This window comes from Prevotella herbatica (genome assembly GCF_017347605.1).
Taxonomy (GTDB): Bacteria; Bacteroidota; Bacteroidia; order Bacteroidales; family Bacteroidaceae; genus Prevotella; species Prevotella herbatica.
In genome coordinates this window covers 1920029-1940406 of sequence record NZ_AP024484.1, presented here as the reverse complement: position 1 = coordinate 1940406, position 20378 = coordinate 1920029, and the positions used below count along the sequence as shown (strand labels likewise).

At 37.7% G+C, this 20378-nt stretch carries 17 protein-coding genes; 11 read left to right on the top strand and 6 right to left on the bottom strand.

All coding sequences use genetic code 11. From position 1 onward, the window contains the following. Window positions 1-7 precede the first annotated feature (7 nt). Genes prwr041_RS07160 through dut form a run of 4 tightly spaced genes read right to left on the bottom strand, consistent with a single transcriptional unit; the run spans window position 8 to window position 4827 of the window. Complete coding sequence (locus prwr041_RS07160; protein ID WP_207153151.1) at window positions 8-1666, bottom strand: murein hydrolase activator EnvC family protein; 1659 nt, start codon at window positions 1664-1666, stop codon at window positions 8-10. Further along, on the bottom strand, window positions 1667-2566 hold the full coding sequence (locus prwr041_RS07155; RefSeq protein WP_207153150.1) for a DUF4292 domain-containing protein: 900 nt from the start codon (window positions 2564-2566) through the stop codon (window positions 1667-1669). A gap of 23 nt (window positions 2567-2589) precedes the next feature. Next, window positions 2590-4368, bottom strand: a complete 1779-nt coding sequence (locus tag prwr041_RS07150; RefSeq protein ID WP_317194509.1) for a tetratricopeptide repeat protein — start codon at window positions 4366-4368, stop codon at window positions 2590-2592. A 21-nt stretch (window positions 4369-4389) separates the two neighbouring features. Continuing rightward, on the bottom strand, window positions 4390-4827 hold the full coding sequence (gene dut, locus prwr041_RS07145) for a dUTP diphosphatase (protein WP_207153149.1): 438 nt from the start codon (window positions 4825-4827) through the stop codon (window positions 4390-4392). Window positions 4828-4983: 156 nt separating this feature from the next. Between dut and dgt the strand changes: the two genes are divergently transcribed. The 3 genes from dgt to prwr041_RS07130 all read left to right on the top strand — a co-directional run bounded on the left by dgt (window position 4984) and on the right by prwr041_RS07130 (window position 8332). Further along, window positions 4984-6321, top strand: coding sequence for a dGTP triphosphohydrolase (gene dgt / locus prwr041_RS07140; RefSeq protein WP_207153148.1), 1338 nt, complete (start codon window positions 4984-4986; stop codon window positions 6319-6321). A gap of 11 nt (window positions 6322-6332) precedes the next feature. Beyond that, complete coding sequence (locus tag prwr041_RS07135) at window positions 6333-7412, top strand: C1 family peptidase (protein WP_394370786.1); 1080 nt, start codon at window positions 6333-6335, stop codon at window positions 7410-7412. A gap of 731 nt (window positions 7413-8143) precedes the next feature. After that, the gene (locus prwr041_RS07130) at window positions 8144-8332 is read left to right on the top strand and encodes a hypothetical protein (RefSeq protein ID WP_207153147.1); all 189 of its coding nucleotides are present in this window, start codon (window positions 8144-8146) and stop codon (window positions 8330-8332) included. Window positions 8333-8688: 356 nt separating this feature from the next. Here prwr041_RS07130 and prwr041_RS07125 read toward each other — a convergent pair whose 3' ends face one another. Then, complete coding sequence (locus prwr041_RS07125) at window positions 8689-9684, bottom strand: GNAT family N-acetyltransferase (protein ID WP_207153146.1); 996 nt, start codon at window positions 9682-9684, stop codon at window positions 8689-8691. Between the two features lie 20 nt (window positions 9685-9704). Beyond that, window positions 9705-10532 (bottom strand): glycerol acyltransferase, encoded by an 828-nt coding sequence (locus prwr041_RS07120; protein WP_207153145.1) that lies wholly within the window; start codon window positions 10530-10532, stop codon window positions 9705-9707. A gap of 261 nt (window positions 10533-10793) precedes the next feature. Between prwr041_RS07120 and mraZ the strand changes: the two genes are divergently transcribed. The 8 genes from mraZ to prwr041_RS07080 are packed head-to-tail and all read left to right on the top strand — an operon-like array spanning window position 10794 to window position 20296. Next, window positions 10794-11246 carry a division/cell wall cluster transcriptional repressor MraZ gene (gene mraZ / locus prwr041_RS07115; protein WP_207153144.1) on the top strand — a complete coding sequence of 151 codons (453 nt, stop codon included), beginning with the start codon at window positions 10794-10796 and terminating at the stop codon, window positions 11244-11246. Window positions 11247-11273: 27 nt separating this feature from the next. Next, window positions 11274-12236: a 16S rRNA (cytosine(1402)-N(4))-methyltransferase RsmH gene (gene rsmH, locus prwr041_RS07110; protein ID WP_207153143.1), complete on the top strand. Its 963-nt coding sequence runs from the start codon at window positions 11274-11276 to the stop codon at window positions 12234-12236. After that, window positions 12233-12715 carry an FtsL-like putative cell division protein gene (locus tag prwr041_RS07105; RefSeq protein ID WP_207153142.1) on the top strand — a complete coding sequence of 161 codons (483 nt, stop codon included), beginning with the start codon at window positions 12233-12235 and terminating at the stop codon, window positions 12713-12715. Before rsmH ends, prwr041_RS07105 begins: the two co-directional genes overlap by 4 nt. Next, window positions 12712-14868 carry a penicillin-binding protein gene (locus prwr041_RS07100; RefSeq protein WP_207153141.1) on the top strand — a complete coding sequence of 719 codons (2157 nt, stop codon included), beginning with the start codon at window positions 12712-12714 and terminating at the stop codon, window positions 14866-14868. Before prwr041_RS07105 ends, prwr041_RS07100 begins: the two co-directional genes overlap by 4 nt. Before the next feature lie 23 nt (window positions 14869-14891). Continuing rightward, window positions 14892-16349 (top strand): UDP-N-acetylmuramoyl-L-alanyl-D-glutamate--2,6-diaminopimelate ligase, encoded by a 1458-nt coding sequence (locus tag prwr041_RS07095; protein ID WP_207153140.1) that lies wholly within the window; start codon window positions 14892-14894, stop codon window positions 16347-16349. 34 nt (window positions 16350-16383) lie between these two features. Beyond that, window positions 16384-17652 carry a phospho-N-acetylmuramoyl-pentapeptide-transferase gene (locus prwr041_RS07090; RefSeq protein ID WP_207153139.1) on the top strand — a complete coding sequence of 423 codons (1269 nt, stop codon included), beginning with the start codon at window positions 16384-16386 and terminating at the stop codon, window positions 17650-17652. 5 nt (window positions 17653-17657) lie between these two features. Continuing rightward, window positions 17658-18989: a UDP-N-acetylmuramoyl-L-alanine--D-glutamate ligase gene (gene murD / locus prwr041_RS07085; protein ID WP_207153138.1), complete on the top strand. Its 1332-nt coding sequence runs from the start codon at window positions 17658-17660 to the stop codon at window positions 18987-18989. Window positions 18990-19030: 41 nt separating this feature from the next. After that, window positions 19031-20296 carry an FtsW/RodA/SpoVE family cell cycle protein gene (locus tag prwr041_RS07080; RefSeq protein ID WP_207153137.1) on the top strand — a complete coding sequence of 422 codons (1266 nt, stop codon included), beginning with the start codon at window positions 19031-19033 and terminating at the stop codon, window positions 20294-20296. The last annotated feature ends 82 nt before the right edge of the window (window positions 20297-20378 follow it).

Sequence of the window (20378 nt, the reverse complement as noted above, 5' to 3'; positions counted from 1 at the left end):
TTTCTAATCACCTACCTAACCATGCTTCTGGATTAAGTTTAGAAGTTTCCTTTCTTAGTTGGAACTGAAGTATGTTATCAGTTCCAACAGTACCAAGAGCCTGGCGCGTGCTTACTTTCTGTCCACGACTTACGCATACTGATCTTAGATTGCAATATACTGATATGTATGCACCATGGCGAACCATAACAACCATACTACCAGAATATCCAAATACAGCACTAACCTCTCCATCATATATTGATCTTGCCATACAGCCAGGGCTACCTTTGATATTAATACCCTTATTATCAAGAGTGACTCCATTCAATCCTTCAACATTATATTGTCCGAAATGGCTTACTACCCTATATCCTCCAGTTATAGGCATAGGCAAACGGCCTCGATTAGCTTCAAATCCTCCGTTCATCATACGATCCACGGTAGAAAACTTCTGAACATCATCAGCCTCTTTAGTTGCAGCTGCTATAATTTTCTTCTGACGCGCATCATCAACTGCAGCTTTTCTTTCAGCAGCGACACGTTGAGCCTGAGCTTCGCGTGCAGCCTGTTCAGCACGATTACGTTCTGCGGCTGCTGCCCTAGAAGCCGTTTCAGCAGCAGCTTTCTTACGTGACTCATCTGCATTAGCTTGTGCCTGACGAGCTGCATCAGCAGCCCTTGCAGCAGATTCTGCTTCGGCTTTCAATCTTTCTTCCTTTTCTTTAGCTTCTGCTACCCTACGCGCATTTTCACGAGCAGCAGCCTCTGCAGCAGCTTTCTTACGTGCAAGGTCTGCGGCACGGCGCTTAGACGCCGCAACGGCAGCAGCACGTTTTTGAGCTTCAGCAGCAGCTCTTGCACGAGCCTTAGCTACTTCCTGAGCAACAAGTCTGTCTATCTGAGCATTCATAACGGCGTCTTTCTGACGCTGTTCCGCAATTACTTTCTGTATTGTCTGCTGCTGATTCTGCAAAGAGGCAACAACTTTCTTTTGCTCATCTTGCTGACCAACAAGCGCGGTCTTTTCTTTCTTACCCATATATAACAGGTTACTCTTCTGACCTTTTACATGTTCTAATTGGACATGCTTACCAGTCACCTGAGCTTGTTTGGTCTTTACCATTTCTCCTTGGGCTTTTTGATAATCCGCATACTCTCTCACGAATCTCAAACGACGATACATCTGCGCAAGGTTTTTAGCTGAAAAGATAAACATCAGCTTGTCTTGAACAGTATTATGTCTCGCCATATATCGCATCGACTTTATATATTTCGCCTTGCGATCGGCTAGTTGTCTCTCAAGCGTCTGCAACTGAGCCTTTAAAATGTCTATATTACCTTCAATGTGGTGAATGTCCTGCTGAATTCCATCTATATTCTTCTGACGCTCATCAATCTGTGTATTCAGAGTGATAAGATGTTGTAACCTTTGTTTAACATCAGCCTGATTCTGACGCAAAGCTTTTTCCTGTTCTTTTATCTTCTTTTGAATTTTAGAACGCTGTCCCTGCAAGCCTCTTATTGAAGCATTCGTATAAATTGTAGCCTTTTTATTAGAAGAAACCGCTTTTCTTTTCTTTGTTACCACAGTACTTCGCCTGCTTTTCTGCACAGGTTTATTCTTCTGTGCAGAAACATTCAACGCCATAACAGTGGCAAGGAGTATAACTAATAATCTTTTCATTTACAAACTCATGATTTTGCCGAGGATATCCGCGGCTTCTATCTTTTTATATTTATTTGAAATCGTAGTATTAACATCCCAGTTGTCCTTAGTTGTTACTTCTTCCATATCAAGAGTAACCTCAGCTGTCTGCTTTTGTTTTGTCGCAGTCGTAGTAAACTTAAAGTTCTGTTTTGCAGGAAACATCTTCACACCAACATTTGTGAAATTAGAATACTTCCAATTTAGCGTAGACGTTCCATGCTGTAAACTTCTATATGCCACGTCAGTTTCTCCAATCAAACCAGATTGCTTATTAGCATTCCAGACAAAACTCATATTATTATTTTTCCATGAAACAGGATTATTTTCACCTATTTCATCAAGCTTTACGTTAAACTGACGTAAGGCTATTTCTGAGACTTTATCTGTTCCTGGAAGGAACAACTGGTTCCAAAATAAGGACTGTAGGCTATAAAAGTTTAAGCCATTATCTTTTAAGAAGTCAAGCTGGTTGTAATCAGCTTTAATATATTCCTTATGAATACGATCTATAACAAGAACATACTCAGGTGTAAATTCCAATCTTCCGACCTCAGAGCCTAACAACGGAATAAACAATTGAATACGTATAACTTGGTTTTTGCGCATGTGCAAAGATCCTGGAACGGTAATATCCTTTCCACCAGCTTTTATATTGAATCGTAAATCACCTACTATATTTGTTGCATATACTGAATTATCTGAAACCTTTTGTACAAAAGATAGTTTCTTTAATTCTACCTCATCAGCCTTTTTGTCCGATTTAGCCACCGTTTTTTGGACTACTGGAGTATCCTTTACTAAATTTTTCTTTGCTCCACAAGATACCAAAATCAATGGTAATCCTAAAGTCATTAGCTTGATATATATTCTATTCATATTCTATACTTATAAAGATTTGGTTATTTCTTTATATATTTTTTAAGTTCAATCTTACGTTTCAACAAAGCACTGTTTCCACCAGCTTTGATAGCTTTCTTCCAAAAGTCAACGGCATCATTGGCTTTTCCCAGACAAGCATAAATATCTCCAGTATGTTCAAGTATGACTGGGCTTTGAACGGAATCCGTATCATTAGCTACAGCTTGATCTGCATAAATCTTAGCCTCGGCAAATCTATCCTGCATAAATAGTATCCATGCATAGGTATCAAGATATGTAGAGTTTTTGGGCTCTGCCTTTATCGTTTTATAACTCATCTGCTCAGCTTTTTGAAGATTATGCCCATCTTCACTTAGATAATATGCATAGTTGTTTAAACAACCTATGTTGTCATCTTTCCATTGCAAACTACTATCATAGGCTGCAAAAGCCTGTTGCGTTTGTCCTTTTTTCTGAAGTATATCACCCATAATGGCATACAACTCAGACACCATATCCTTATTGCTCTTATCTGATACTTGTGAGATACCCTTTTTAATAGTCTCCAAAGTGAGATCTTCATTATCCTTCTGGAAATAAGCCAAACCGAGGAAATAATAAAAAGCCATTTCATCGGGATTATATTCCAATGCTGGTTTACATACTGATATGATCTGATCCCAATTCTTCTGATCCCAAATATTTTGGATAAGCTGAAGACGTGCGCCAGCATTATCAGGAGCTACATTCAACAAAGAAACGATTGCACTATCAATAACATCTTTAGGCATTTTCTTCAATGACATATAGGCAACCTTAAGTTCTGCTATATCTGCATCTTGTGCATTTTGCTTAGTGACTTTATCTAACATATCAAGAACAACGGTACTGTCACCGCCGGCTTGTTCATTTTCTTCAATAAACTGTCGAATCATAGCCTGCTTGCTATTTGAGTCAGTCTTACTGTTTGTAAGCACTCGAGTCATTACTTCTTTTGCCTTATCATTTTCACCAGTGGCCTTATAATAGTCATAAAGCGAAGATAGCGCATAAGAATTTGACGGTTCATCCTTTAACACTGAAGTATAAATATCATAGGCATTCTTTTGCTTATCATTCTGCATTAGCCAGTTAGCCAACATAACTTTATAACTATTGTCATTAGGATATGTATCTGAAAGATTTTTCAAAGCTTTGTATGCATCTTTTTTGTTACCAAGAAGTTCATAAGCTCTAACCTTAGCTAAAGTTATTTCTTCTCCAGTCCCCTCAGCTTTTTCAATACGATCTATCGTTTTGAGCATGTTTGTATAGTCCTTTTGCTGATTATACAACTGCATCAGCACTTCAAGCACATCTGTACGATCAGGGCGATTAGTCGCAAGGTTTTCATAGACCTTTATCGCTTTATCATACTGCTTAAAATTAATGTAATATTGTGCCAAACGCTCTTGATAGGTATCATTAGTCGGAGAAAGCTCTGCGGCTTTTTCCATCGATTTTATCGCCAAAGTATCCTGCTTTAATTCCATCTGGTATGTAGAAAGCAAATAATATGCTTCGGATGCATTCGGATTAATCTCCAAACTATGCTTCAATAAGTCATAAGCAGAAGCGTATCTTCCAGCTCCCGCAGCGACAACAGACTCCATGAAGAAAGAATTATAGCGTACACTATCTTCATAAGAAAGAGGCGCAACTGCCGTCGAAGGTTCCATCTTCTTACGCTTATTGCTCTTAGCGAATGAAGGTAACACTGTTGAAACGGTTACAAGACCGACAACTAGTATTAAGGCAATATGTCTATATGTATATTTCAATTCCAAATGTATTATTCGTTTTTACTTCACTCCTGTATGACCATATCCACCAATACCACGTTCGGTCTCGTCCAGTTCGTCAACAAGTTCCATGAGTCCCTGCTCATGTCTTGCAATAACCATTTGTGCAATACGCTCACCATCATTAATGATAAATTCTTCTTGTGACAAATTAATCAAAAGAACCATTACCTCACCACGATAATCAGCATCAACAGTACCTGGAGAATTTAGTACAGTTATACCATGTTTCAATGCCAAGCCGCTACGTGGGCGTATTTGAGCCTCAAAACCAACAGGCAATGCTATATGTAAACCCGTAGAAATCAGACGACGTTCAAATGGTTTCAATACTATTGATTCATCAATATTTGCACGCAAATCCATGCCTGCGCTCTGTGGTGTAGCATAAGCAGGCAGCTGCTGATGTCCGGTATTTACGACTTTAATCTTTAGCATAAATGTATTTTATAATGTTCAAAACATGTACTGACAGAAAATAAAAATATTATATAGTCTGCCTATCATCTGCAAAAATAATGAATTATATGCATATATCTTAATTTTTCAACATAAAAAGAAACTATTTAGATTAAATTACACTATATTTGCCACATGAATTGGCAACAACTAATATCAAACAAACGTCTGGGGCAGGAACATAGACATGCCGAAAGACACGATGACAGATCGGAGTTCAAGCGAGATTATGACAGGCTGATATACTCTGCTCCGTTTCGCAGACTACAAAACAAAACCCAGGTTTTTCCTCTTCCTGGTAGCATCTTCGTGCATAACAGATTAACCCACAGTCTTGAGGTTTCAAGTCTGGGACAATCTTTGGGTAATGACGTATGCAGACAATTAAAAGATTTGCATCCTGAATTAGCTAATACTCTTTTTGAAGAAATTGGCACTATTGTCAGTGCAGCATGTTTGGCACACGACATGGGTAATCCTCCATTTGGACATTCTGGCGAAAAGGCTATCCAGACGTTCTTTACTGAGGGCAAAGGAAAGACCATAAAAGAATCGGTTTCATCGGAATTTTGGGATGATATAACACACTTCGAAGGTAATGCCAATGCTTTCCGCTTGCTCACACATAGATTCTTGGGAAGAAGACTAGGCGGGTTTGTTATGACTTATTCTATGCTTGCAAGTATTGTAAAATATCCTTTTGCTAGTAGCTTAGCAGGAGACCATGGAAAATTTGGATTTTTCAAAACAGAAGCTATAGATTATAAAAAAATAGCCGATGAGTTGGGCATTATTTGCAAATCAGATAAAGGCGAACCTTTAAAATACGCTCGTCATCCTTTGGTGTATCTTGTCGAAGCTGCCGATGATATCTGCTACGAAATTATGGATATAGAGGATTCTCATAAGCTTAAAATTCTTTCATTCGAAAAGACTTTCGAACTTCTAATGGGCTTTTTCGATGATGTTACAAAAGATAACATATTAAAAAGAATGAAAGAAGATGGTGTCACAGATGATAACGAAAAAGTTGTGTATTTACGGGCTTGCGTTATCGGCAAACTTGAGAATGAATGTGTTAAGACATTCGTTGATCATGAAGAAGAAATCTTAAATGGTACTTTCCACGGGAGTCTTATTAACAACATCTCCCTTATTCAAAAGAATGCATACGAACGTTGTGAGGAAATTTCTTACAAGAAGATCTATCATAGCAAACCTGTTCTTGATATAGAGTTATCTGGTTACAAAATTATGGAAACTCTTATGGATGTATTTATAGGTGCTGCAAGAAATCCTGACAGATTTTATTCTCAACAATTAATACGAAGAGTTAGCAGCCAGTATGATATACACAGTGATAATCTTGAAACAAGAATTATGGCTGTAATCGACTATATAAGCGGAATGACAGACATATACGCTTTGGATATATATCAAAAGATAAACGGCATGTCATTGCCTATAATATAAAGCATTTCAGTATGGGAACTATCAAGAGATCATTTACTATTTTGCTACTTTTCATCGGCATTTTAGCATCTGCCCAAGAAAAGAAAGATGATGTAAAAAAGCATGTTTTTACCACTATTTTAGAAAACAAGATTACTAGCATTAAAAACCAAAGCCGCAGTGGGACATGCTGGGATTATGCAACATGTGGTTTCTTTGAGGGAGAAATCTTACGAGCTACGGGTAAAACCGTAGATTTGAGCGAAATGTTTGTCGCTAACAATGATTATGTTGACTGTGCTATATACAATGTGCGCGAACATGGCGACAGTAAGTTTTCACAAGGTGGATCGTGTGATGACGTACTTGACGTGATACGCAATCACGGCATCTGTCCAGAGTCTGCAATGGCAAAACCCGGCAGCATGATTGGTGACACATTGGCAAACTTCAATGAATTTTTCATGGTTTTAGAACCTTATGTCAAAGCTATAGCACGTAGCGATTCCAAAAAGCTGTCGCCAGCATGGCTTCAAGGTTTACATAATATTCTTGATGCATATCTTGGAAAGTGTCCTGAAATGTTTATGTATGAAGGAAAGGAATATACCCCACAATCATTCGCGACAAGTCTTAAACTAAATTTAGATGATTACATCAGTATAACAAGCTTTACACATCATCCTTTCTATGAGAATTTCATCATTGAAGCTCCATACAAATGGCGTCCGCGAATGAGCTACAATGTACCACTCAATGAAATGATGCACATTATCGACACCGCTTTAAAGAACGGTTACAATGTTGCATGGGGAGGTGATGTTTCTGGTAATGGTTTCGAACGTACAGGTATAGCTGAAGCTCCAAAGAATAAACCAACTCAGGAGAGTCGTCAGATGCGATTTGACAATTGGGACGCCACCTACGATCACGTGATGCTTATATATGGAACCGCGAAAGACGAAAATGGTGTAGAATACTATTTAGTAAAAAATTCATGGGGCACAGCAGGTGATTATAAAGGAATCTGGTATATGGCAAAAGACTATATTGCCGACAACACCACATACATATTTCTGAACAAGAACGCAGCCAAGATACCACATAATTGATTTACATTTAAAATAAATGTTTTGAGCCTAAACCTCTCTGTGACAATTTTATTTTGTATATTTAGGGTGGCTTCCCTGCGTTTTTGTTTTATTTAGCTACGGAGCTACGTCGTCTCTTGCAATGCCTATAAACACTGGGCAAAACGACACGTAGCTAGGTCCATTTAGCTTCGATGAGCTACGTCTTAGCTACGTTACTATTTCTGTGCATATATAATGTACCTACACACACGCGCATACTTAGGGTTTTGAAAAACATAAGTGTCGAAGTGTCAACATAATGAATATCAATATTTTATCGACGAATTTGACTAAATAAAGTGACGGTGATTTGACGGTCAAATATCGGATTTTATATGCGTTTCTATATAGAAACACAACTAGTTCCATATAGAAATGCAAACGTTTCTACGATATTTCGCCTCCTATTACTTCGTAAAACGCAATGCAATATAACGTAAAACGTACTGCAAAACATCGCAAAAGGCATCGAATTATTTCGTAAAATACAATGCTATATAAGAAAAAAAAACCTCATATTTTACCGACAAATAACCGACGCTTAATACCACTTGAAAAGTATTCTAACAAATTGAGGCTCAATGGATAGACACTTCGACACTTATTTTTACGAAAAGCCCAGAGTGTGCGCATACGTGCGCACGTGTATTATGATGTGGAGTTGCAAGTATTTAAAACTTTGGCTAACAGTCTAATCTAAATCTGATTGTATGGACAAAAATTTTGCAGTATCTTTGCCGAGAATTCAGCGGAATTCAGCAGAACATTTAAACAAGCTTGATAATTCTGCTTTCGTTTACAGCATCAATTTAAACATCCTCAGTTCTTCTGCTGCAGCTAACGTTTCTTTGACAAATTCACTCATAGAATACATTCCATCGTTAAAACGGCACAAGTAAACGTAGCTAGAACGTAGCTTGCCGTAGCTAAATTCCGTAAGCTACGTTTCGTTACCCTTCTGTTTATAGGCTTTACGAGAGATTACGTAGCTCCGTAGATAAATAAAACAAGAACACAGGGAAGCCACCCTAAATATACAAAATAAAATTATTGCAGAGAAATCAAAGTTCAAACAGTTACTTCATAATACGTCACACAGAAAGCTAATAATCTTAAGTAGACACTCGTGTAATCACTCCCAGTTTTCAAAAAATATTAATACGAAGAGTTAAATATCAACAATATCTAACAAATTGGTATTATCAATGGAAACAATTCGTGAATCAACAATCACTGTATGACGGCATCAATAAGTCTATATTTTTTCTTCTTTGTAGATAAGATTATTCGCACCACTTGTTATCTGAAGTGCCTCAGGATGCTCTTTTATGAAACTGTCGATATGGCGAACACGCTTTTCTTCCAATATTTCATCAACGGCTATAAGAATACCAGTCTCCTCAACATCGCCGAATCCATAGTTGATTGCCGTACCAAAGAGTTTCATTGTTGGGCTCAAACTCATATATGCATTTACAAGAGGAGGAATATTATATCCCAATTCTCTTATTTCCTTGTTCAATATACGATAATCTTCTTTGAATGTATCTTTATTGAAAATATTTGCTAATTCATACTCTTCAGTTTCAATTTTCAACGGTTTAATAGGCATTATAAGTCTATCCTTATCGTCAAAATGCTTTTTAAGAAAATAAAGAATCATATCACGTCCCTTACGAATATAAGAAGGATACATTGTCATTTTGCCAAAGAAATATCTGCAATTTGGATTAATTACTGTAAGTGCTCCAAGACCATCCCAAAGATTGTCAAGAGCAAAAATACTCTTTGAATTTTTCCTGATATTTTGATATTCTAAAGAAACAAAACTACGCCCTAATTCTACCGTATAAGGTGCATAGTCTTTCATAAACTTATCTGAGAAATGAAACATATGACTTGTGGCAAGAACCGGTTGTCCATTATCATCAATATCCCAATCAGATCCAAAGAGATATCTATAACCACCAATTATTTCCTCTGCTTCAGGATTCCATACAACAAGTTGTTTACAACAGTTATCCATAGTATCAAACTCATCTATATCCATTGATTTCCCCGTGCCACCTCCTGCTGTACGAAAAGCGATTTCACGCAGACGACCAATTTCCTTCATTACATTAGGTGCTTGATGGGCTGTAATAACATAAATTTCATTATTACTTTTATTGGTCATTCTGAGCTGACGCTCAGGAGTGAGTTCACTTTTTAGTAAACTTTTATCAACAGGTTGGATTATCTCTTCTTCCATATATCCGTTATGTATATTTCTTATAATTTATAGACTTCATCCTCTACGACACGTGCCCACTCTTTATGAGTTTTACTCTTATCGAATGTTTGCCATGGAATAGGCTTCCCTATAGATACGCGAAACGTTTTGTGAACATTCTTATACATTTCATCCACAAGGAAAAGCATTGCAACATTGAATTTTAAATGAAGAGCTTTACAAAGATTAGCTATGCGATAAAACTTGTCAGAATTCTGTCCACCAAAATGAATTGGCACAACATCCCTTTTATACTGAACACTTTTTGACACAAACGTTTTCGTCCATGCCAAATCATGTATATTTCCTTTTATTTTACGACTACATATTCCAGCAGGAAACATCAACATATGATTTTCACTTTGGAATCCAGCCTCAACCATCTGCGGAAAATTACGACTTTGACTGCCCGTTTTATTAATACCAATACTAACAGGACGTATTCCGGGAAGATTCATCAATAAATCATTAATGAGATACCTGAATTTACCATCATAATGTTGTCCAATAATAGAGCCTAGAGCGACTCCATCTGCACCACCTAGAGGATGATTAGACACAAATGTGTATAACTTACCGTCAGATTTATCAGGAAGATTCTCTAAGCCAACAATTTCCAATGTCATATCAAGATAATGAACACACTCTGTCAGCCATTCTGTTCCACGTAGATTACGGCTCTCCCACAAAAAGCGATTTACCTCATCCTCATGAATAATGCTTTTAAGCCAAGATATGGCAAAACGAGGTACATATTTAACCTTGCTACCAATCTTACTTTTTAGAATTCCATCAATATCTATTGTTTTCTCTATCGCTTTATCCATGTTGTTAAAATGCTTACACATTGCAAAAATAACATAAGTTTTTTTAAAACGTTACTTTTTGACTTAAAAATATTCATTTTTTCACGTTTTTGAAACATTTAGCTTGGCACGTACGAAATAAAATGCATCATTTATTTAATCACACCAAATCTAATTATTTTGCTATTTTTAGATAAAACATAAATTTTGTGGCGAAAAGTGGCGAAGTGTGGGGAATTTTATGTAACTTTGACGGCAGAATTTTCTATATAATATGTACGTATGCGTTTTTTAGGTAACATAGAAGCTAAAACTGATGCAAAAGGTCGAGCCTTTTTACCAGTTATATTTCGCAAGGTGCTGCAGGCATCTGGCGAAGAGAAGCTGATACTAAGAAAAGACGTATTCGAAAAATGCCTCGTACTATATCCTGAATCCGTTTGGAATGAACAACTTAATTCTTTACGTAATCGCCTTAACAGATGGGATAGACAGGAATGGCAAGTGTTTCGCCAGTTTGTATCAGATGCAGAATTTATTGCATTAGACAGCAACGGGCGTTTTCTTATTCCAAAAAGATATTTGAAAATGGTAAACATAGAACAAGATATTATGTTCAAGGGCGTAGATGACACTATAGAAATCTGGAGTAAAAGCAACTGCGACAATCCAGATTTTCAACCTGAGGAATTCAGCAAAACCTTGCAAGGGATTATGAGCAACAAGGAAGTTTAATATTACAGTAAAGACATCTCACCAAATATGGTAAAAATAGCAGAAACATATCATGTACCCGTACTTCTTAAACAAAGTATTGACGGCTTGGACATCAAACCTGGAGGGATATATATTGACGTAACTTTTGGCGGCGGAGGGCACTCTCGCGAGATACTTAAAAGAATTAACGGCAATGGACACCTCTACAGTTTCGACCAAGACGAGGATGCAGAAAAAAATGTAAATAACATTATTGCTGAAGCAAGCAATGACAGCTGCACAGTAGGCGCAGACAGTAATTGCGGACTTACTTTTGTAAGGAGCAACTTCCGTTATTTAAAAAATTGGATGCGTTATTATAATATTGATCACATAAACGGATTACTAGCCGACCTGGGCGTTTCAAGTCATCATTTTGACGACGAGACACGTGGATTTTCATTTCGCTTTGACGCACCGCTTGACATGAGGATGAATAAACGAGCAGGAATGACAGCTGCAGATATAGTAAACGAATACGAAGAAGAAGCTTTAGCTGACATTTTCTATCTATATGGCGAACTGAAAAATTCACGACGCATAGCAGCAGCCATCATAAAAGCCAGAGACGTAAAGAAGATAGAAACTACGCAAGACTTTATAAAAGCAGTTGAGCCTCTATTTAAAAGAGAACGTGAAAAAAAAGATATGGCAAAGCTGTTCCAGGCATTAAGAATAGAAGTAAACCATGAAATGGATGCTCTTAAAGAGATGCTACTATCAGCAACAGAACTTCTAGAAAAAGGCGGAAGACTCAGCGTTATAACATATCATTCTCTTGAAGACCGTATAGTGAAGAACATCATGAAAACGGGTAATGCAGAGGGTAAGATGAAGCAAGACTTCTTCGGACGTATTGAAACTCCTTTTAAGTTGATAAACAACAAGGTTATAATACCGGACGAGGAAGAACAACTTAAAAATCCCAGAAGTAGAAGTGCAAAACTTAGAATAGCTGAAAAGAGATGAAAGATAAAGAAAATACGGAACAGGAACCGAGCAAGGATGTCAAAGAGACAAAGTTTGACGTTAAAAGCGAAGTTACCACAGAAAATACAGAAGAGGCGCCTTCACTAAAAGAAGTTATCAAGAACCAAGCTATTGAAGGCGAAGAGCCTCTATCTTCAAATTTTACTCTTAGAAAAATTCTTGGTGGTGATATTTTAACAACCCAGACTATTCGCCGACAAATCGGTGTTTTCTTCCTTATAACAGGGTTTCTAATTGTATATGTTGCTAACAGATACAGTGTTCAAAAAGACCTTATTGAAATTGACAAACTGCAAGATGAATTGCAAGACGCAAAATACAAAGCTCTATCTAGCAGTAGTCAACTAACAGAGAAAAGCAGAGAAAGTCATGTGCTAGAAATGCTAAACAATAACAAAGATAGTGTGCTGAAAATTGCAAACCAGCCACCATACATTATCAATGTACCAGAGGAATGAGCAAATTTGATTGTAATAAAGTTATGCCAAGATATAGTGCCATCGCCATAATAATGACGTTGGTTGCTGTCTTTGTACTCGGCAAGACACTATATACGATGACCGCCAAACATGATTACTGGTCAAAAGTGGCAGATCGTGTAAAGAAAGATAGTGTCAGCGTAAAACCAATACGTGGCAATATTCTCAGTTGCGATGGCCAACTAATGGCCAGTTCACTTCCTGAGTTCAAACTTTTCGTTGACTTTAAGGCAATGCGTGACGCAAAAAAAGATTCTCTTTGGGATGTAAAAGTTGATTCTGTTTGTCGTGGATTGAATAAAATATTTCCAGAAAAGACTGCAGCTGCGTTCAAAAGGGATTTAAATGAAGGGCGCAAAAAGCAAAGTAGAAATTGGCCTATTTGGAATAGCCGTGTAGACTATAATACATATACCGAGGTAAAGACTTTACCTATCTTCAAATTGCCATCATACAAAAGTGGATTTCATGTAGAAGAATACAATGCAAGAAAACGCAGTTATGGTTCACTTGCCGGTCGTACAATCGGAGCTATGTTTGGAGCTAAAGATACAGCTCGCTTTGGATTAGAATTATCATATGATTCTATTTTAAGAGGAACAAACGGTATTATACACCGCAGAAAGGTGCTAAACAAATTTCTTGACATCATGGACACACCTCCTATTGATGGAGCAGATATTGTGACAACAATAGATGTGGGCATGCAAGACCTTGCAGAGCGTTCACTGATAAACGAACTTAAACTAATAAACGGAAATGTTGGTGTAGCCATAGTAATGGATGTTACTACAGGAGATGTTAAAGCTATAGTAAACATGGAGAAATGTGTTGACGACCAGTATCGTGAAATACACAACCATGCTGTAAGCGATCTTTTGGAACCAGGTTCTGTCTTCAAAACAGCATCAATTATGGTTGCACTTGACGATGGTGTAGTTGACACTTCATATCAAGTAGAAACAGGATGCGGTGTTTGGCCAATGTATGGCAAAGAGATGAAAGACCACAACTGGCGAGGAGGTGGTTACGGTCTGCTGACATTACCAAAAACTCTTATGATGAGTTCCAATATAGGTGTAAGCCGCATCATTGACGACCATTATCGCAACAATCCAGAAAAATTCGTTCGTGGCTTATACCGCACAGGAATTGCCGACAATCTTCAAATACCACTTGTCGGATCATGCCCTGCACGTATACGTATGCCAAGGAAAAACCGTCACGGAGAATGGGTGAACTGGAGTAGAACAGCACTTCCTTGGATGAGTATTGGATACGAGAGTCAGGTTCCACCGATTTCAACTCTCACATTCTATAATGCCATAGCAAATAACGGAAAGATGATGCGACCTCGCTTTGTTAAACAGGTTATAAAGAATGGAGAAGTTATAATGGACTTTCCACCTGAAGTTATGAGAGAGAGCATCTGTAAAGAGAGAACACTGCACGAATTACAGACGATTCTTGAACACGTCGTCAGTCAGGGACTTGGTAAAAAAGCTGGATCTAAGTCATTCAAAGTAGCCGGTAAGACTGGTACAGCCCAGATGTCAAAGGGTACTGCTGGATACAAGAACGGAGGAACGAACTATTTGCTTAGTTTCGCAGGATATTTCCCAGCAGACGCACCACGATACAGTTGTATCGTCTGTATTCAGAAATCGGGACTTCCTGCAAGCGGTGGAGGTATGAGTGGAGTTGTATTCCATGACATTGCTGAAGGAATAATGGCACAAAGTCTTAAACTTGATGTCACAGATGCACGCGACTCAACATCGGTTTTAGTTCCTGATGTAAAGAACGGTAATATTCTCGCAGCAGATTATGTGCTTTCCCATCTAGGAATAAGTACGAACAAAGCATGGGGAGGAAGTTATACCGAAGGGAATCCGATTTGGGGATGTGCCGAGAAAAAGGGAGGTAGAAGCATTTCTCTAGAGCGCAAGCAAATGCGAAGTTCCAGATATGTACCAGATGTTACTGGTATGGGTGCAAGAGATGCAGTATATCTTTTAGAAAGCCGTGGCGTTAGAGTAACGGTTCTCGGAAGAGGAAAAGTAATAAAGCAGAGTTTGGAGCCAGGGCACTTTATAAAGAAAGGTGTAAGATGCCAAATCTCCTTAAAATAAGAAAAAATAGATACAAAACAAATATGAAACTAAACGAAGTTCTCAAAAACATCCAACCGTTGAAAGTCATCGGGGATGCCGAAGTAGAGGTTACAGGTGTGAACATCGATTCACGCAGAATCCAAAACGGTCACTTGTTTATCGCCATAAAGGGTACACAAGTTGACGGACACAAATTTATTTCTAAGGCAATAGAACTCGGAGCAAAATCTATACTCTGCGAAGACTTACCTAAAGAAATGGTAGAAGGCGTTACTTACGTACAAGTTGAATCTACAGAGGATGCTGTAGGTAAAGCTGTTACTATTTTCTATGGTGATCCTACAAAAAAGCTAAAGCTTGTAGGTGTAACAGGTACTAACGGAAAAACAACAATCGCTACCTTATTATATAATATGTTCAGGAAATTTGGACACAAGGTAGGACTTTTGTCTACTGTATGTAATTATATTGATGGCGAAGCAATAGCCGCAGACCATACAACTCCTGATCCTATTGAGTTAAACGAACTACTGTCAAAGATGGTTGCTGCTGGATGTGAATACACATTCATGGAGTGCTCTAGCCACGCCATACATCAAAAACGTATTGGTGGTTTAAAATTTGCTGGTGGACTTTTCACAAATCTTACTCGCGACCATCTTGATTATCACAAAACATTCGAAAACTATCGTGATGCAAAAAAAGCTTTCTTTGATGGACTACCAAAAGATGCTTTCGCTATAACTAATGCAGACGATAAGAATGGAATGATTATGGTGCAGAACACCAAGGCTACCGTTAAGACGTATTCTATACGTGCAATGGCTGACTTCCGCGCAAGAATCATCGAATGCCATTTCGAGGGTATGTATCTTGACATTGACAATCATGAAGTTGGAGTACAATTCATAGGTAAATTCAACGTAAGCAATCTGCTTGCCGTATATGGTGCAGCAGTAATGTTAGGTAAAAAGCCTGAAGATATATTAGTGATACTTAGTACATTAAATAGTGTGAGCGGTCGTTTGGAGCCAATTCACTCACCAGAAGGTTACACTGCTGTCGTTGATTATGCCCACACACCAGATGCACTTGAAAATGTACTCAATGCTATACATGAAGTTCTTAACGGAAAGGGCAATGTTATTACAGTTTGCGGTGCAGGAGGAAATCGTGATAAAGGCAAACGTCCTTTAATGGCACAAGAAGCCGTAAAACAAAGTGACAAAGTTATTATTACTAGTGATAACCCACGTTTCGAAGAACCACAGGACATTATCAATGATATGCTTGCCGGACTCAATGCTACGCAGATGAAAAAAGTATTGGCTATTGTTGACCGCAAAGAAGCAATACGAACAGCATGTATGCTTGCTAATAAAGGGGACGTAATACTTGTTGCTGGCAAGGGACACGAAGACTATCAGGAGATTAAAGGCATAAAACATCACTTTGATGACAAAGAAGTGCTACATGATATCTTCAATGTTGAGAAATAAATATATATATACTACAAATAATTAACATAATAACATGTTATACTATCTTTTCAGATTTTTAGAACAATACGGAATTAGCGGTTCACATATGTGGGGATACATATCATTCCGCGCATTATTGGCTCTGATTCTCTCACTCGCCATATCAGCATGGTTTGGAGAAAAATTTATCAAATATCTAAAAAGCAAACAGATTACCGAAACTCAGCGTGATTCGACTATCGATCCGTTTGGAGTCAAGAAGATAGGTGTACCCTCAATGGGAGGAATAATCATTATTCTTTCTATTCTAGTTCCTGTATTACTTTTAGGACGCCTTCGCAATATCTATCTTATTCTAATGATTATCACAACCTTATGGTTAGGATTTCTTGGAGGCATGGATGATTATATTAAGATATTTCGCCGTGACAAAGAGGGACTTAAGGGCAAATATAAGATTGTTGGGCAAGTAGGTATAGGACTCATTGTAGGTCTTGTGCTGTGGATGTCACCTGACGTAAAAATGAATGAAAATATTGCTATTGAACGCCAAGGACAAGAAACAGTTGTAAAGCATCTTACAGAAGCTCACAAATCTCTAAAGACAACTATTCCGTTTGTAAAGGAACACAATCTCAGCTATAGTGACATTATGAGTTTCTGTGGCAAGCACAAAGTGGCAGCAGGTTGGATACTTTTTGTCATTATGACAATTGTAGTAGTTACAGCTGTCAGCAATGGTGCAAATCTTAATGATGGCATGGATGGCATGTGTGCCGGTAATTCGGCAATAATAGGTGTGGCTATCGGTATATTAGCATACGTGAGCAGCCATATACAATTTGCGGCATACCTAAATATAATGTATATTCCTGGTTCCGAAGAACTTGTTGTGTTCATGTGTGCATTCGTAGGAGCTTTAATTGGATTTTTATGGTACAATTCATATCCTGCACAAGTATTCATGGGAGACACAGGTTCACTTACTATAGGAGGTATTATCGCAGTAAGTGCTATAATAATTCATAAGGAACTACTTTTGCCAATACTTTGCGGCATATTCTTCGTGGAGAGTCTTAGCGTAATTATTCAGGTATATTATTATAAGTTGGGTAAGCGCAAGGGCATAAAGCAACGTGTATTTAAGCGAACCCCTATACATGATAATTTCAGAGTCACCGACGATCAGCTGGATACTGATTGTAAATATCTTATAAAAGTGCCTCATGGTGCCAAACATGAATCAAAAATAACGATACGCTTCTGGATAATTACTATCATCCTCGCAGCGCTGACAATAATAACCCTTAAGATAAGATAAGGAAAATGAGTAGAATAGTAATACTTGGAGCCGGCGAGAGCGGTGCCGGAGCTGCCGTTTTGGCAAAGAAAGAAGGTTTTGACGTATTCGTTTCAGATATGTCTGCTATCAAGGATAAATACAAAAATTTACTTGATGCTCACGATATTTCTTGGGAAGAAGGTCAACACACTGAGGAAAAAATTCTGAATGCTGACGAGATTATAAAGAGTCCCGGCATACCGAATGAAGCTCCAATGATTAAGAAAATCATTGCCAAAGGTATTCATATAATAAGTGAAATTGAGTTTGCTGGCAGATATACAAATTCAAAAATGGTATGTATTACTGGGAGTAATGGGAAAACGACAACAACTTCACTAATATACCATATATTTAAAGAGGCTGGATATGATGTGGGATTGGCTGGTAACATTGGCAAGAGCTTAGCACTACAAGTTGCAGAAGATCCGCACAAATATTATATCATTGAGTTGAGCAGTTTCCAACTTGACAACATGTATAACTTCCGTGCAAATATTGCTATTCTACTTAACATAACTCCAGACCATCTGGATCGATACGACAATAAGTTTGAAAACTATGCAGATGCCAAGATGCGCATTATACAGAACCAGACAGCTGAAGATAGTTTCATATATTGGAATGACGATCCTACTATTAAAAAAGAGCTTGAAAAGTTTCAAATCAAGTCTGTGGCATGTCCTTTCTCTGAGATTAAAGAAAAAGGCTCTATCGGTTACATAGAAGATGGAGAATATAAATTGGAATATCCAATACCATTTAATATGGAGCAAGAAGAGCTATCTCTCACGGGCAAACATAATATATACAATAGTCTTGCAGCTGGATTGGCAACCAATATTGTGGGTGTAAAGAAAGATGTTATCCGTAAGAGTCTAGGCAATTTCCAAGGTGTAGAGCATCGTCTTGAAAAGGTTTGTAAAGTTAGGGGAGTTATGTATATTAACGACTCTAAAGCAACAAACGTAGATGCGTGCTGGTATGCTCTTGAAAGTATGAAAACGCCAACCATTCTTATCCTTGGTGGTAAAGACAAAGGTAACGACTACAACCAAATTAAGAACTTGGTTAAAGAGAAATGTGTTGGATTAGTATACCTTGGTGCTGACAACAAAAAACTACATGATAACTTCGATTCATTAGGAATACCAGTCAAGGATACTCACAATATGAAAGATTGCGTTGCTGCGTGTTATGAGATGGCTAAGACGGGAGACACAGTTCTTCTAAGTCCATGCTGTGCAAGCTTTGATTTGTTTAAGAACATGGAAGATCGCGGAGAACAATTCAAAAATTTGGTAAGAAATTTATAATTATAAGATTCTATAGAATAATATTCTATCAATAAAGAAAAATGAATAATAAGACTCTTGGCAACATATTTAAAGGTGATAAGGTGATATGGATGATTTTTTTCTTCCTTTGTATTATCAGTGTCGTTGAAGTTTTTTCGGCCTCATCAGAATTAACTTACAAGGGCGGAAGCTATCTATCCCCACTTATCAAGCACATAGGAATTCTCATTATGGGTGTTTTCTGTATGGTTGTCACATTAAACGTGAAATGTAAGTATTTTAAGATATTGACACCTTTCATGCTTATTATTTCATTTTTCACACTGATATGGGTATTCGTTGCGGGACAATCCACAAACGGTGCGCAACGATGGATTAGTTTTATTGGCATTCAATTTCAACCTTCAGAAATAGCGAAAGGCACAATGGTTCTTGCCACGGCTCAGATACTCAGTGCGCTACAAACTGATCATGGAGCAGATAAAAATGCATTTAAATATATATTATGTGTCTGTGCTATTATCATACCATTAATTGGATTAGAAAACCTGTCTACAGCAGCATTATTGAGCCTTGTAATTCTATTGATGATGATTATAGGACGCGTTCCAGGAAAACAGATTGGTAAACTAATGGGAATTACGACCTTGATTATTGTCATAATTTTTGCATTAGTGATGATTATGGGAGAGGACAAGCCAGAGGGGAATACCAAAGAAAATCTTACTGAACAGCTAGAGAAAAAGCCAAAAGAAGAAGAAGGACTTATCTCAAGAGTATTCCACCGAGCCGATACTTGGAAATCGCGTATTGATAAATTTATGTCTAACAAAGAACTTTCGCCGGATGAAGTTGACTTAGACAAAGATGCCCAAGTAGCACATGCAAATATTGCTATTGCATCTTCAAATGTAATTGGCAAAGGCCCAGGAAACAGTGTCGAAAGAGATTTTCTTTCTCAGGCTTTTTCAGACTTCATTTATGCCATAATAATAGAAGAATTGGGAATAGAGGGTGCTACATTCGTAGCATTCCTATATATAATGCTATTATTCAGAACTGGACGAATAGCAAATAGGTGTGAGAATAATTTCCCTGCGTTATTGGCAATGGGATTGGCACTTCTTCTTGTCACACAAGCACTATTCAACATGTGCGTAGCTGTAGGCCTTGCACCAGTAACAGGTCAACCGCTACCACTTATCAGTAAAGGAGGTACATCAACAATGATAAACTGTATCTATGTAGGTGTTATTCTAAGTGTAAGCCGATCAGCTAAGACAAAACCTGAAACTGCAGAAACAACAGATAATACAACTGTATAAAAACGTAAAAAGAACTGTTTAACAATAAATAGACTGCAAAATGGCAAAAAAATAAAAAATTTGATTAATTTTGCAATATAAT

Bases quoted from the DNA above. Each gene is read 5' to 3' on its own strand.
- prwr041_RS07160 (WP_207153151.1), bottom strand. From the start codon at position 1,666: ATGAAAAGATTATTAGTTATACTCCTTGCCACTGTTATGGCGTTGAAT.
- prwr041_RS07155 (WP_207153150.1), bottom strand. From the start codon at position 2,566: ATGAATAGAATATATATCAAGCTAATGACTTTAGGATTACCATTGATT.
- dut (WP_207153149.1), bottom strand. From the start codon at position 4,827: ATGCTAAAGATTAAAGTCGTAAATACCGGACATCAGCAGCTGCCTGCT.
- dgt (WP_207153148.1), top strand. From the start codon at position 4,984: ATGAATTGGCAACAACTAATATCAAACAAACGTCTGGGGCAGGAACAT.
- prwr041_RS07135 (WP_394370786.1), top strand. From the start codon at position 6,333: ATGGGAACTATCAAGAGATCATTTACTATTTTGCTACTTTTCATCGGC.
- prwr041_RS07130 (WP_207153147.1), top strand. From the start codon at position 8,144: ATGGACAAAAATTTTGCAGTATCTTTGCCGAGAATTCAGCGGAATTCA.
- prwr041_RS07125 (WP_207153146.1), bottom strand. From the start codon at position 9,684: ATGGAAGAAGAGATAATCCAACCTGTTGATAAAAGTTTACTAAAAAGT.
- prwr041_RS07120 (WP_207153145.1), bottom strand. From the start codon at position 10,532: ATGGATAAAGCGATAGAGAAAACAATAGATATTGATGGAATTCTAAAA.
- mraZ (WP_207153144.1), top strand. From the start codon at position 10,794: ATGCGTTTTTTAGGTAACATAGAAGCTAAAACTGATGCAAAAGGTCGA.
- rsmH (WP_207153143.1), top strand. From the start codon at position 11,274: ATGGTAAAAATAGCAGAAACATATCATGTACCCGTACTTCTTAAACAA.
- prwr041_RS07105 (WP_207153142.1), top strand. From the start codon at position 12,233: ATGAAAGATAAAGAAAATACGGAACAGGAACCGAGCAAGGATGTCAAA.
- prwr041_RS07100 (WP_207153141.1), top strand. From the start codon at position 12,712: ATGAGCAAATTTGATTGTAATAAAGTTATGCCAAGATATAGTGCCATC.
- prwr041_RS07095 (WP_207153140.1), top strand. From the start codon at position 14,892: ATGAAACTAAACGAAGTTCTCAAAAACATCCAACCGTTGAAAGTCATC.
- prwr041_RS07090 (WP_207153139.1), top strand. From the start codon at position 16,384: ATGTTATACTATCTTTTCAGATTTTTAGAACAATACGGAATTAGCGGT.
- murD (WP_207153138.1), top strand. From the start codon at position 17,658: ATGAGTAGAATAGTAATACTTGGAGCCGGCGAGAGCGGTGCCGGAGCT.
- prwr041_RS07080 (WP_207153137.1), top strand. From the start codon at position 19,031: ATGAATAATAAGACTCTTGGCAACATATTTAAAGGTGATAAGGTGATA.